This is a genomic window from Sphingomonas sp. BL-S-05 (genome assembly GCF_055521695.1).
Genome location: NZ_CM145499.1, coordinates 3767178 through 3780623 on the forward strand (window position 1 = coordinate 3767178; position 13446 = coordinate 3780623).

Consider the following 13446-nt stretch of genomic DNA (forward strand, 5'->3'; position numbering starts at 1 on the left):
GCCCCGCCACCAACGTCATCCCAGCGAAGGCTGGGATCTCCCCGTTGCAAGACCGCGCGCCTCGCCGCGGGAGGCCCCAGCCTTTGCCGGGGCGACGGGTAGGATAACTACCGTACCCCCGAATGCGCGGGGGTACGGACCTATCGAACCATCAGGACCAACCATGCGTCTCGCTCTCCTCCTGACCGCCGCCCTGCTGGCCCCGCAACCGGCCGCCGCGCGCGACACGCTCGACCGCGTCGTCGTGCTGATGCGCCACGGCGTCCGCGCCCCGATCACCGGCGAGGCTCCCGCCGATACCCGGTTCGACGGCGAATGGCCCGCATGGCCGGTAGCTCCTGAAGTCCTCACCCCCCACGGGGCGCGGGCGATCGCGCAACTTGCCCGCCACGACCGAGGCTGGCTGCCTACCAAGGCCTGCCCGATCCCCGGCAGCGTCCGCATCTGGACCAACACCGCCGAACGCACCATCGCCACCGGCCGCGCCTATGCCGATGCGCTGGCCCCCGGATGCGATCTGCCGGTCGGGCATCATCCCGATGGCCGGGTCGATGCGCTGTTCGAACCGCTCCGTGCCGGTGCCACCGCCTTCGACGCGGCCAAGGCGGTGGCGGCGATCACCGCCTATACCGGCGGCGTCAACGCGCTGACCGCGCGCCATGCCGATGCGATCCGCGCCCTCGACCATGTGCTCGGCTGCGGTTTGCCCGCCGGCTGCTCGACGCCCGGACCGGCGACGCTGAAACCCGGCCGCGACGGACGCGGCATCGACTTTACCGGTCCGATACGATCGACTTCGGGCACCGCACAGGTGATCCTGCTGCAATATGCCGAGGGGATGCCGATGACGAAGGTCGGCTTCGGCCGCGCCGATGCGGCGACGATCCGCCGGATCGGAACGCTCCACGCCGCGCTGTTCGACGTGTTCACCCGTTCGCCCTACATGGCCGCGCATCAGGCGGGGCCGCTCGGGCATCACATGCTGGCGACGCTGTCCGCCGGGCAAGGACCGCGCCTCGAAATGCTGGTCGGCCATGACACTAACGTCACCGCGCTCGGCGCGGCGCTCGGCGTCGATCTCGACGCGCCGGGCTTTGCGCGGAACGACGTTGCCCCCGGCGGTGCGATCGTTTTCAAGCGCTGGCGGGGGAGCAAGGGGCCGTACGTCACCGTCTCCTACCGCGTACAGCCGCTGGACGCGATCCGATCGGGTGCGGCGACGGTGGTGGAAACCCCGCTCTCCATCCCCGGCTGCGCCACGCGCTGCCCCCTCGACCGCTTCGACACGCTGCTGCGCGCAAAGCTCGCTCCGGTCGTAAGGCGGTGATAGCATCCGGCCATGCCGTGCTACGCCCTGACCGATGCCGTCCCCGACCTTGCTCCCGATAGCTGGGTCGCGCCGTCCGCCGATGTGATCGGTGCCGTCCGGCTGGGGGCGGGGGCCAGCATCTGGTTCGGCGCGGTGGTGCGCGCGGACAATGGCGCGATCGTCATCGGCGATCGCACCAACATCCAGGACGGCGCGGTCCTGCACAGCGACCCCGGTGCGCCGCTGACGCTCGGGACCGACTGCACCATCGGCCACCGCGCGGTGCTGCACGGCTGCACGATCGGCGACCGCGTGCTGATCGGCATGGGCGCGACCGTCCTCAACCACGCGGTCATCGCCGAGGATTGCGTGGTCGGCGCGGGCGCGCTGGTGACGGAGGGGAAGAGCTTTCCGCCGGGAAGCCTCATCGTCGGTGCCCCGGCGCGGGCGGTGAAGATGCTGACCGACGAGCAATTGGCCGGGCTGAAACTCTCGGCGAGGGGCTATGTCGAGAAGGCGAAGCACTATCGCGACGACCTGCGGGTGGTAGGGGACAATTCGTGAGTCGGATTGAACCTGCGCCACTGGCGTGGGGTATCGTGGCGGGCATGTCGACGTTGATGTCGGCAGCAGCCTTGGCCCAGCCACGCGCGGTGCCGCCTGTGCCCGACGCGCCGCCACCCATCATCGACCCCATTCCGGGGCCATTCGTCGTCGGTTTCGATTTCGACGGAACGCTCAACGAAACTGCTGAGAGCATCGTCGCCAATGCCGCCCGATCATGGATGGTCGACGGGTTGGACAGCTATTCGATCTGCTATCAACCCGGCGCGGACGAACGTGCGCAACGAAGCGGGTTCACCGCTCTCCAAAACGTAGCGCGACGACTGAAGGCCCATGGGGCCGGGGCGGTCGTTACGGTATCCGGCGGCCAATGCCCGGCCGGTTGGTCCGCCAAGGGTGCGCCACCGCCCTACGTCTATATCATGGGTGCGGTCCGGCTCTGATCGACGCGGCTACAGCGTAACCCCCGACTTCCAGATTCCGATCGCGCGTTCCTCGTTCACCTCGTTGCGCGCCGGCTCGCCCGACGCGACCGCGACGATTCGCGCCAGCAGCGCATCCGCCGCCGCGTCCTGCCCGTCGTCCAGCACCCTACTCGCATCGAAATCGATCCAGCCCGCCTTGCGCGTCGCGAGGTCGCGGTTGGTCGCGATCTTCATCGTCGGCACCGGGCTGCCCAGCGGCGTGCCGCGTCCGGTCGAAAACAGGGTGATGGTCGCCCCCGCCGCCGCCAGCGCGGTCGTCGACACCGCGTCATTGCCGGGGCCATCGACCACCGACAGCCCGGGCCTGCGCACCGGCTCGCCATAATCGAGCACGTCTTTGACCGGGGCGAGGCCGCCCTTCTGCACCGCGCCCAGCGACTTTTCCTCCAGCGTGGTGATCCCGCCCGCGATATTGCCGGGACTGGGATTTTCAGAAACCGGCTCACCATGGTCGAGGAAATAGCGTTTGAAGCGGTTGGTTACGTCGACCAGCCGGTCGAACACCGCTTCGTCGGCACAGCGCGCCATTAACAGCCGTTCCGCACCGAAAATCTCGGGGATTTCGGTCATCAGCACCGTGCCGCCCGCCGCTGCGACGCGGTCGGTCATCCGCCCGATCAGCGGATTGGCGGTCAGGCCGGACATCGAATCCGACCCGCCGCACTTCACGCCCAGCCGTAGCGCCGACAGCGGCACCGGCTGCCGCTTCGCTGCCGCCGCTTCGGCCAGTTCGTCGACCGCCGCCATCGCCTCGGCAAATTCGTCGGCGCTCGCCTGCGCTCGCACCGTCCGCACCCGCGCCAGTACATCGGCCGGCAATCGCGCCAGCATCGCATCCAACTGGTTCGATTCGCATCCCAGTCCCAGCAGCAGCACGCCCCCGGCATTGGGATTGCACGCCAGCGCCGCCAGGATCGCGCTCGTCCGGTTGAGATCGTCGCCCAATTGCGAACAGCCGAACGGATGGTTGAACGCATGGACGCCGTCGATCCGCCCGGCATGGCGCGGCCCCGCCTGCAGCGCGATCCGTTCGCCCAGCCGTCCGACGCAACCGACCGTCGGCAGCACCCAGATTTCGTTGCGCGTGGCGACGCTGCCATCGGCGCGGACATAGCCGGCAAAGCCCGGCTCGCTGCGGCCCGCCGGGGCAGGCGGCAGGGCAGGGGCGTAGCGATATTCGTCCTCGCCGGCCAATGCCGTCGCGACATTATGGACATGGACATGCTCGCCTGCCGCGATGGTGGCGCGCGCGATGCCGATCGGGCTGCGATAGCGTCGCACCGGCGCTCCGGCCACGACCGGGCGCACCGCGATCTTGTGCCCGACCGGAATGTCGCCAAGCGCCACCACCCGCTCGTCATCGACCGTCACCACGCCCCCCGCCGCAACGGGATCGAGCAACAGGGCGACGTCGTCGTCGCGATCGACGCGCACGGCACGGGCAGGGGAAACATCCAGCATGCTACGGAAATAGGCCATTGCCACCGCTGGCACAATCCACGAATAGGCAGCCAAAGGAGAAGCCGATGCCCGCCCTGCTGCTGAACCCCGATCGCCTGTTCCCGGCCGATCCGACGACGCGGGGGATCGCCCGCACCCTCTATGCCGCCGTCCGCGACCTGCCGATCGTCAGCCCGCACGGCCATACCGACCCGGCATGGTTCGCGACCAACCGCCCCTGGACCAACGCGACCGAGCTGCTGCTGTCGCCGGATCACTATATCTTCCGCATGCTCTACAGCCAGGGCATCGCGCTCGACGACCTTGCCGTGCCGCGCCGCGACGGGACGATCGTCGCCGACCCGCGCAAGGCGTGGGGGGTGTTCGCCGCCAACCAGCATCTGTTCCGCGGCACGCCCTCGCGGCTGTGGCTCGACCATGTGTTCGGCGCGGTGTTCGGGTTCGAAGAGGCGCTGACCGCCGCCAATGCCGACACCTATTACGACCGGATCGGCGAACTGCTCGCGACCGACGCCTATCGCCCGCGCGCGCTGTTCGAACGTTTCGGTATCGAACTGCTCGCAACGACGGAAGGCGCCGATGACCCGCTCGATCATCATCGCGCGATCCGCGCCAGCGGCTGGAGCGGGCGCGTCGTCACCGCCTATCGCCCCGATGCGGTAATCGACTGCGAACACGAAGCCTTCCGTCCTGCGCTCGCCAAATTCGCCGAACTGACCGGCGAGGACGTCCATGACTGGACCGGCTATCTCGCCGCGCACCGTAAACGGCGGCAGGATTTCATCGCCGCCGGCGCCACGTCGAGCGACCACGGCCATCCGACTGCCCGAACCGCCAACCTTTCGGCGTCGGAATCCGAAGCATTGTTCGCGAAGGTGATTGCCGGCACCGCCGACGCCACCGACGCCGAACTGTTCCGTGCGCAGATGCTGACCGAAATGGCGCGGATGTCGATCGACGACGGGCTGGTGATGCAGATCCACCCGGGTTCGTTCCGCAACCATAATCGCGGCCTGTTCGAAACTTATGGCCGCGACAAGGGTGCCGACATTCCGACCCGCACCGATTATGTCGCGGCGCTGAAACCGATGCTCGATGTGGTCGGCACCTCGACCGAACTGACGATCATCCTCTTCACGCTCGACGAATCGACCTATGCCCGCGAACTGGCGCCGCTGGCGGGCCATTATCCGTGCCTGAAGCTCGGCCCCGCATGGTGGTTCCACGATTCGCCGGAGGGGATGCGCCGCTTCCGCGAGATGACGACCGAGACGGCGGGCTTCTACAACACCGTCGGCTTCAACGACGACACCCGCGCCTTCCTGTCGATCCCGGCGCGCCACGATGTCGCCCGCCGCGTCGACTGCGCCTTCCTCGCCCGGCTGGTCGCCGAACACCGGCTGGACGAAGCCGAGGCGCACGACGTCGCGTACGACCTGACCTATGGCCTCGTGAAGAAGGCGTACAAGCTGTGAACCTGTCCAACGCCACCCTCGCCGAACTGCCCGCATCGGTCGCCCGCCCCGCTTACGACCGCACGGCGCTGACCCCCGGCATCGTCCATATCGGTCCCGGCGCGTTCCACCGCGCGCACCAGGCCGCCTATGTCGACTCGATCCTCGCGCGCGACCCGCGCTGGGCAATCAGCGCTGTCGCACTCAATTCGACCGGCGTCGCGGACGCACTGGGGCCGCAGGACGGTCTCTACACGCTGGCGCTGCTCGACCGCGAGACCAGCCATCGCGTTATCGGATCGATCACCGAATTGCTGACCGCGCCGCGCCGCGACGCGATCCTGTCGCGCATCGCCGCGCCGACCACCCGGCTGGTCACCACCACCGTTACCGAAAAGGGCTATCACCTCGACGGCAGCGGCGCGCTCGACATGGAGCATCCGGCGATCGTCCGCGAACTGACCGGGGCCGAACCGTCGACGCTGTCGGGCTGGCTGGTCGCCGGCCTTGCCGCGCGCAGGGCGGCGGGCGGTGGTGCGATCACGCTCCTGTCGTGCGACAATCTGGCGGATAATGGCCACCGCTTCCGCCGCTCGGTCCGCGACCTTGCCGCTGCGCGCGATCCCGACCTGGCGGCATGGATCGACGATAATGTCCGCTTCCCCTCGACCATGGTCGATTCGATCACGCCTGCGACCGACGATGCGCTGCGGGCATCGGTGCGCGCCGCCACCGGTCTCGATGATGCGTGGCCGATCCAGCGCGAAGGCTTTGCGCAATGGGTGATCGAGGATGATTTTGCCGGCGAGCGTCCGCCGCTCGATGCCGCCGGGGTCCAGTTCACTCGCGACGTGCGCGGCTTCGAAAACGCCAAGCTGCGCCTGCTCAACGGCGCCCACTCGACGCTCGCCTATGTCGGGTTGCTGATGGGCCTCGCCACCGTCCGCGACGCGATGGCGTGCCAGCCGCTCGCCGCCTTTGCCGAACGGCTGATGCGGCAGGATATCGCGCCGTCGATCCAGCCGCCCGCCGAAATGGACCTGTCGGCCTATATCGACGCGGTACTGGCGCGCTTCGCCAATCCGGCGATCGCGCATCAGCTGGCGCAGATCGCGTGGGACGGTTCGCAGAAGCTGCCCTATCGCCTGTGCGACACGATCCGCGACGCCCGCGCGGCGGGCCGTCCGGTCGATCGGCTGGCGGTGCCGATCGCCGCATGGTTCCGCTTCCTCGAACTGCGCAAGATGAGCGGCGAAAAGCTGATCGACCCGCGCGCCGACGCGCTGCTCGCACGGGCCGGCGAGCCGACGGCATTGCTGGCGATGCGCGATGTGTTCGGCGATCTGGGCGAGGACGCGGTGTTCGTCGCGGCGGTCGAGCGGGCTTATGCGGCGCTGGCGCCGGGTGAGGATCTGGCGGCGGCGTTGGTCTGATCGGTGGATTGATTCACGCGAAGGCGCGAAGCTCGCGAAGAGAAGAAGATAGATTGTCGCGCAGGGGCGCGGAGGCGCAGAGGGGTTGCGTTGCGGGCGATCGGCTCACGATCGGGAGACCGTATCGCCCTTGGCAGTGAGGCGTGAAGCCGCTGACGCGGGGGACGATGCACTGCGGACAACCCCTCTGCGCCTCTGCGCGAAAAGCACTCTTTCCTTCTTCGCGTCCTTCGCGCCTTCGCGTGAACCAATCAAACCAACCCGACCCCCTCATGCGCCAGCAGCCACCGCTTGCGCTCCAGCCCACCGCCATAGCCGGTCAGCGCCCCCGACCGTCCGATGATCCGGTGGCACGGCACGACGATCGCGATCGGGTTCGACCCATTGGCCAGCCCGACCGCCCGCACCGCGCTCGGCCGCCCGATCGCGGCGGCGATATCGACATAGGCGACCGTCTGACCCGCGCCGACCTTGCGCAGCGCCTGCCACACCGACCGCTGAAACGCGGTCCCTCCGGTCGCGGTCGGCAGTCCGTCGATCGCCGACACATCCCCCGCGAAATAGGCGGTCATCGCCCGCATCGCGTCGCTGGTCCGCGTCGCCGGCACGACCCGCCACCCGCCCGGCCCGTAATGGAGCCGCAGCAGCCGCTCCATCCGCGCACCGAAATCCTCGAACTCCAGCACGCGCAATACCCCGTCGCCATCGGTCAGGATGGTGATCGTCCCGACCGGACTGGGCAGCAGCTCTTCGTACAGCGTTATCATGCCCGACAACCTGCCGCCGCGCGCAACCGACTGCCAGCGGAAACCGGACATCACGCCACGCCCATGTCCGTTTTCCGCTAGTCGCGCGGCGGATCGGCGATAGGTTGGCACCCATGCTCGACCCCGACCAATGCTATGCCGCGATCCTCCGCCGCGACCCGGCACAGGACGGGCTGTTCTTCACCGCCGTCCGCACCACGCGCATCTATTGCCGTCCGGTCTGCCCGGCGCGCACCCCGACGCGCGGCAATGTCACCTTCTACGCCAGCGCGGCGGCGGCGCAGGCGGCGGGTTATCGCCCCTGCCTGCGCTGTCGTCCCGAAGCCGCCCCCGACAGCCCGGCATGGGCCGGCACCCTGTCATCGATTCACCGCGCGCTGCGCCTGATCGACGACGGCGCACTGGCGGAGGGCAGCGTGGCCGCGCTCGCCGACCGGCTGGGCATGACCGACCGTCATCTCCGCCGCCTGTTCGTCGAACATCTCGGGCTGACCCCGCTTGCGATCGAGGCGACGCGCCGCCTCCATCTCGCCAAGCATCTCGTCCACGACACCCGCCTGCCGCTGACCGATATCGCCTTCGCCGCCGGCTATGGCAGCGTCCGCCGCTTCAACGAAGCCTTCCAGTCCGCCTTCGGGCGCGCCCCCTCCATGCTCCGTCGCGAAGGTCCGCCCGCCGATCCCGCCGCGCCGATTACGGTCACCATCGCCCACCGGCCCGATTGGACGCCCGCCGGTCCGATCGCGGTCGCGCTTCCCGAAGGCCGGGCCGAGGTTACGCCTGGCGGAAGCCGGACGCTTCGCATCGCCCTGACCGACGTTCCGCTTCCCGCCCTCGGCCGCGCCATCGCCGCCGCGAAGCGGGCGGTATCCGAAAATGCTGTCCTACAGGCGAACCGTCCGGCAGCATGAGAGCCGCTGTTTCTCATCGCTCCCGTCGAAATGATTCACGCGAAGGCACGAAAGCGTAAAGAAGAGAAGATTGAATTTTCGCGCAGAGGCGCAGAGGCGCAGAGGGTTGTGGTTGATGCAGCTTTCCCTGCGTCAGCGGCCCCATTCTCTGCTGCCAAAGGCGCTACGGTCTCCCGGTGGCGCACCGACTGCCCAGAACGCGCCCTCCGCGTCCTTTGCGCCTCTGCGCGAACAATTCTCTTACTTTCTCCCTGCCTTAGCGCTGTCGCTTGAAGCAAAACGCCCTTCGTCCGACCGCGTCACAAACAGCGCGCAAGTGTGAACTTTGTGAACTTTGGACCGGTCAAACCAGCCCATGCCGCGCCAGCATCGCCGCCGGATCGGGATCGCGCCCGCGAAACGCCCGGAACAACTCGATCGCGGGTCGCACCGCACCCTGAGACAACACCGTCTCGCGCAACCGATCCCCGGTCGCCCGGTCCACCGTCCCCGCCTCGGCAAACGCGGCGAACCCATCCGCCGCCAGCAATTCCGCCCATAGATAGCTGTAATATCCCGCCGCATATCCCCCGGCGAAGATATGCGCGAAGGCGTGAGGGAAACGGTGCCATTCCGGCGGCCGCACCACCGCCACCTCATCGCGGACCGTCTCGATCACCGCCATCGGGTCATCGCCCTGCGTGCCCAGATGCAGCAGCAGGTCGAACATCGCGAACTCGATCTGCCGCAGCAGGAACATGCCCGAGCCGAACCGCCGCGCCGCCAGCATTCGCTCGAACAAGTCGCGCGGCAACGGCTCGCCGGTCTCGACATGGCCTGACATCGCCGAGAGCACGGAAGGCTCCCACGCGAAATCCTCCATCAACTGGCTGGGCAGTTCGATCGCGTCCCATTCGAACCCGGTCGTACCGGCAATGTCCGGCCGCGGCACGCGGGTGAACAGGTGGTGCAGGCAATGCCCCGTCTCGTGCAGCAGCGTCGTGACGTCGTCATGGCTCAGCAGTGGCGTCGCACCGCCGGTCGGCGCGAAGTTGCAGACCATGTACGCGACCGGAATGCCCTCGGCCGGATCGGCGCGATAGGGCCGGGCAGGGGCCATCCACGCGCCGCCCTTCTTCCCCGCGCGCGCGTGCAGGTCCAGATAGAGGCCCGCGAACACGCCGTCATCGTCCGCCACATCGTAATAATGTGCATCGGCATGATAGGTCGCGACGTCGCTACGCTCGGTCAGGACGAGGCCGAACAACTCGCCCAACAGCCGCTGCCACCCGGCAAGCACCCGGTCGACCGGGAAATACTGCTTCACCACCGACTGGTCGATGGCATGGGCATGCCGTTTCAGCCGGTCGCTTACGAAGCCGGTATCCCAGGGCTGCAGGTCGTCGATCCCCAGATGCTCGGCGGCAAAGGCGCGCAGTTCGGCGATCTCCGCCTCGGCATGCGGCCGCGCCCGCTGCGCCAGGTCGCGCAGGAACGCCAGCACCTCGGCCACGTCGGGCGCCATCTTGGTACTCAGCGACCGCGCGACCGGATCGGCAAAGCCCAGCAGCGTTGCCGCCTCGTGCCGCAGCGCCAGGATCCGGCGGATCCGCTCGCCATTGTCGAACGTGCCGGCATTCGGCCCCTGATCCGATGCCCGCGTGCCATAGGCGCGATAGACCTCTGCGCGGAGGTCGCGATCCTCGGCGAAGGTCAGCACTGCCACCACGCTCGGCTGTTGCAGCGTCACGACCCAGCCATCCAGCCCGCGTGCTTCCGCCGCCTCTGCCATCATCGCCCGATCGGCGTCCGACAGCCCGGCCAGTCGCGCCGGATCGGTGATATGCAGCGTCCACGCATCGGTCGCATCGAGCACTGCGCTGGCAAATTCGGTCTGGAGCGCCGACAATTCGGTCGCGACCGCCTTGAACCGCTCGCGATCGGCGTCGTTCAGTGCGACGCCCGCCAGCGTGCGATCGCGGATCGACCGCTCCACCGCCACCCGGTCGGCATCGTCCAGCGCGGCGAAGTCGGGCGCGATCGCCAGCGTCCGCAGCGTATCGAACATCGCCCGGTCCTGTTGCGCCGCGATTCCGCGCGCGGTCAGCACCGCCTGTCCCGCCGCATGCGCCTCACGCAGTTCGGGCGTGTCGGCCACCGCATGCAGGTGCCACACGGTCGACCAGAAATCATCGAGCGCGACATCCGCCGCCTCTACCGGCAGCCACGTCTCGGCAAAGCTGGGGCTCGCCGCCTTGGCCCGTTCGGCAACCGCCTCGCGCCCGGCCAGCAGCGTGTCGAGCATGGGCGCGATCGTGTCCGGGGTGATCGCGGCGAAATCGGGAAGCTGGGGCAAACGCAAATCCTTCAACATTCGACGACGTTGACCGCCAGGCCACCCTGGCTGGTCTCCTTATACTGGCTCTTCATATCCTCGCCGGTTTGACGCATCGTTTCTATCACCTGGTCGAGGCTGACGATGTGGCGACCATCGCCGTGCAGCGCCAGATAGGCGGCGTTAATCGCCTTGATCGCGCCCATCGTGTTGCGCTCGATACAGGGGATCTGCACCAGCCCGCCGATCGGGTCGCAGGTCAGTCCCAGATTATGCTCCATGCCTATCTCGGCCGCATTCTCGACCTGTGCCGGTGTCGCGCCGAGCGCGGCGGCCAGCCCTCCGGCGGCCATCGAACAGGCGACACCGACCTCACCCTGACACCCCATTTCGGCGGCAGAGATCGACGCGTTCTGCTTGTAGAGGAACCCGATCGCGGCCGCCGTCATCAACAGCGCCCGCGCACCGGCGCGGGTCGATCCATGGACGAAGGTCTCGTAATATTTCAGCACCGCCGGGATCACCCCCGCCGCGCCATTGGTCGGCGCGGTGACGACGCGGCCCCCCGCCGCATTCTCCTCGTTCACCGCCAGCGCCCAAAGGCTGACCCATTCGAACACGACGCTCGGGTCGGTGCGCGGCCCACGCTCCAGCAGCTTCTCGCGTATCGCCCGCGCCCGCCGCTGGACCCGCAGGCCGCCGGGCAGTTCGCCGCTGCCCGCACAACCGCGATCGATCGAGGCCAGCATCGCCGATCGTACCGCGTCGAGGAACGCGTGCGTCTCCGCTTCCGGCCGCCACGCGCTCTCGTTGGCGGCGACGATCTCGGCGATCGACTGGCGGGTGTCGGTGCAGATCGTCAGCAGTTCCGCCCCGCTGGCAAAGGGGTGCGGCAGCGTCAGGTTCAGGCGGGGCGGCGTCTCGCCTTCGGACCGGATCGCGCCGCCGCCCACCGAATAATAGCGCCGCACGATCCGGCTTCCGTCCGCCAACACTGCGGTGAACGCCATGGCATTGGGATGGCCGGGCAAGAAACCGGGGTGAAACACGATGTCGCGCGCCGGATCGAACGCGATTCGTTGCGCGCCGGCCAGATCGATCGAGCAGGTCGCGTGGATCGTGTCGACCATGCCCGCGACCGCATCCGGATCAATCCCTTCGGGCGTCGCGCCCGCCAGCCCCAGCAGCACCGCGATATCGGTGGCATGGCCGCGACCGGTCAGCGACAGCGACCCATAGAGGTCGCACAGCACCCGCTCGGGCACGATGCCGTCTTCGGCCAGCATCGTCGCAAAGGCATGGGCGGCGCGCATCGGCCCGACGGTATGCGAACTCGATGGCCCGATACCGATCGTGAACAGATCGGTGATGCTGAGCGGGGTCATGCCGGCTGCCCCAGAAAGCGCTCGAACCGCGCCGCCGCCGGTCGCCAGTCGATCCCGCGCGCCGCCAGCCAGCCATCGTCATAATAGGTATCGCCGTAGCGCAGGCCCGAATCGCACAGGATCGTCACCACCGATCCCCGCTGCCCCGCCGCCATCATTTCCTCGATCAGCATAGCGCAGGCGACGATATTGGTTCCGGTCGACCCGCCGACCGGCCGCCCGAGCCGCGCACTGATCGCCCGCATCGCCCCGATGCTGTCGGCATCGTCGACGGCGATCATCCGGTCGATGACGCTGGGTACGAAACTGGGCTCGACCTGTGGGCGTCCGATCCCTTCGATACACGAACATTCGCCTTCGACGGTCTGGACGGCGGGATCGTCATAATGGCGGTGAAAGACCGACGCCGCCGGATCGGCAACGCATAGCCGCGTGGCATGACGCCCGTAGCGGATGAAGCGACCCAGCGTCGCCGACGTACCGCCGGTGCCCGCGCCGCAGACGATCCAACTCGGCTCGGGCGAGTCCTCCTTCGCCATCTGCGTAAAGATCGATTCGGCGATATTGTTGTTGCCGCGCCAGTCGGTCGCACGCTCGGCATAGGTGAACTGGTCGAGATAATGCCCGCCACTGGCATCGGCCAAGCCGCGCGCTGCGGCATAGACTTCCCGCGGGTCATCGACGAAGTGGACCTCGCCGCCCTGGAACCGGATCGCATCGATCTTGGCGCTGGCGATCGATCGCGGGACGACGGCGATGAATCGCAGTCCGATCAACCGCGCGAAATAGGCTTCGGACACCGCGGTCGATCCGCTGGTCGCCTCGACCAGCATCGTATCCGGCCCGATCCACCCGTTGCACAGGCCATAGAGGATTAGGGATCGTGCGAGCCGGTGTTTAAGACTTCCCGACGGATGGACCGATTCGTCCTTCAGATAGAGCGTGATCCCCGGCGTCACGGGCAGTTCGACGCGAATCAAATGGGTATCGGCCGAACGGCAGAAGTCGGCTTCCAGTCGTCGGATCGCATCGAGCGTCCAGGTGCGATCCGGCGAAGGCGGCGCGGGAACAGCGGTCAACGAAGCGATCCTTTCACAAGATACTATCAGCGACCTTATGACGCGCGAGCCGGGGAGGGGGAAGACCACGCCAACAGGCCCGCAAACGCCCGGGAACGGCACGCACGATCGAAAAATCGCCGGGAACCGAAAAAAGTAGAGAATCGTTGTTGACGCCTTCTGAAGCCGCCCATATAAGCAGCTTCACCGGACGACGAGACGCTCTTCGCTTCTCCGACCGGTCGCCTCGCTGATCTTCGGATCGTTCCGCTGACGCGGATAGCGAGTTGCTCTTTTTATACCGG

11 protein-coding genes are annotated in these 13446 nt (G+C 67.8%); 6 read left to right on the forward strand and 5 right to left on the reverse strand.

Translation table 11 applies throughout. The features are described 5' to 3' along the window. The first annotated feature begins 163 nt into the window (after nucleotides 1-163). From ACZ1JS_RS17475 to ACZ1JS_RS17485, 3 genes are read left to right on the forward strand one after another with little or no spacing between them, the layout of a single operon-like run. Nucleotides 164-1327: a histidine-type phosphatase gene (locus ACZ1JS_RS17475; RefSeq protein WP_465167147.1), complete on the forward strand. Its 1164-nt coding sequence runs from the start codon at nucleotides 164-166 to the stop codon at nucleotides 1325-1327. 12 nt (nucleotides 1328-1339) lie between these two features. Next, nucleotides 1340-1873: a gamma carbonic anhydrase family protein gene (locus ACZ1JS_RS17480; RefSeq protein ID WP_465167148.1), complete on the forward strand. Its 534-nt coding sequence runs from the start codon at nucleotides 1340-1342 to the stop codon at nucleotides 1871-1873. A gap of 44 nt (nucleotides 1874-1917) precedes the next feature. Beyond that, a complete protein-coding gene (locus tag ACZ1JS_RS17485; RefSeq protein WP_465167149.1) occupies nucleotides 1918-2316 on the forward strand; it encodes a hypothetical protein in 399 nt (132 codons plus the stop codon). A gap of 9 nt (nucleotides 2317-2325) precedes the next feature. Here the strand turns inward: ACZ1JS_RS17485 and ACZ1JS_RS17490 are convergent, their stop codons facing one another. Continuing rightward, on the reverse strand, nucleotides 2326-3819 hold the full coding sequence (locus ACZ1JS_RS17490) for a UxaA family hydrolase (RefSeq protein WP_465167150.1): 1494 nt from the start codon (nucleotides 3817-3819) through the stop codon (nucleotides 2326-2328). Nucleotides 3820-3884: 65 nt separating this feature from the next. Here ACZ1JS_RS17490 and uxaC point away from each other — a divergent pair, with 65 nt between their 5' ends. Together uxaC and ACZ1JS_RS17500 are read left to right on the forward strand one after the other, a co-directional pair. Next, on the forward strand, nucleotides 3885-5294 hold the full coding sequence (uxaC, locus tag ACZ1JS_RS17495; RefSeq protein ID WP_465167151.1) for a glucuronate isomerase: 1410 nt from the start codon (nucleotides 3885-3887) through the stop codon (nucleotides 5292-5294). Beyond that, complete coding sequence (locus ACZ1JS_RS17500; protein ID WP_465167152.1) at nucleotides 5291-6706, forward strand: mannitol dehydrogenase family protein; 1416 nt, start codon at nucleotides 5291-5293, stop codon at nucleotides 6704-6706. The genes uxaC and ACZ1JS_RS17500 overlap by 4 nt, the downstream gene beginning before the upstream one ends. Nucleotides 6707-6957: 251 nt before the next feature. Here the strand turns inward: ACZ1JS_RS17500 and ogt are convergent, their stop codons facing one another. After that, nucleotides 6958-7524: a methylated-DNA--[protein]-cysteine S-methyltransferase gene (gene ogt / locus ACZ1JS_RS17505; protein ID WP_465168730.1), complete on the reverse strand. Its 567-nt coding sequence runs from the start codon at nucleotides 7522-7524 to the stop codon at nucleotides 6958-6960. A 62-nt stretch (nucleotides 7525-7586) separates the two neighbouring features. Between ogt and ACZ1JS_RS17510 the strand changes: the two genes are divergently transcribed. Then, a complete protein-coding gene (locus ACZ1JS_RS17510; protein ID WP_465167153.1) occupies nucleotides 7587-8384 on the forward strand; it encodes a bifunctional transcriptional activator/DNA repair enzyme AdaA in 798 nt (265 codons plus the stop codon). A 343-nt stretch (nucleotides 8385-8727) separates the two neighbouring features. On the opposite strand, the gene ACZ1JS_RS17515 is transcribed toward ACZ1JS_RS17510, so the two are convergent. The 3 genes from ACZ1JS_RS17515 to ACZ1JS_RS17525 form a co-directional block, all read right to left on the reverse strand. Further along, a complete protein-coding gene (locus tag ACZ1JS_RS17515; RefSeq protein ID WP_465168731.1) occupies nucleotides 8728-10668 on the reverse strand; it encodes a M3 family metallopeptidase in 1941 nt (646 codons plus the stop codon). A gap of 62 nt (nucleotides 10669-10730) precedes the next feature. Continuing rightward, complete coding sequence (locus tag ACZ1JS_RS17520) at nucleotides 10731-12083, reverse strand: L-serine ammonia-lyase (RefSeq protein WP_465167154.1); 1353 nt, start codon at nucleotides 12081-12083, stop codon at nucleotides 10731-10733. Beyond that, a complete protein-coding gene (locus ACZ1JS_RS17525; RefSeq protein ID WP_465167155.1) occupies nucleotides 12080-13162 on the reverse strand; it encodes a PLP-dependent cysteine synthase family protein in 1083 nt (360 codons plus the stop codon). Before ACZ1JS_RS17525 ends, ACZ1JS_RS17520 begins: the two co-directional genes overlap by 4 nt. Nucleotides 13163-13446 lie beyond the last annotated feature (284 nt).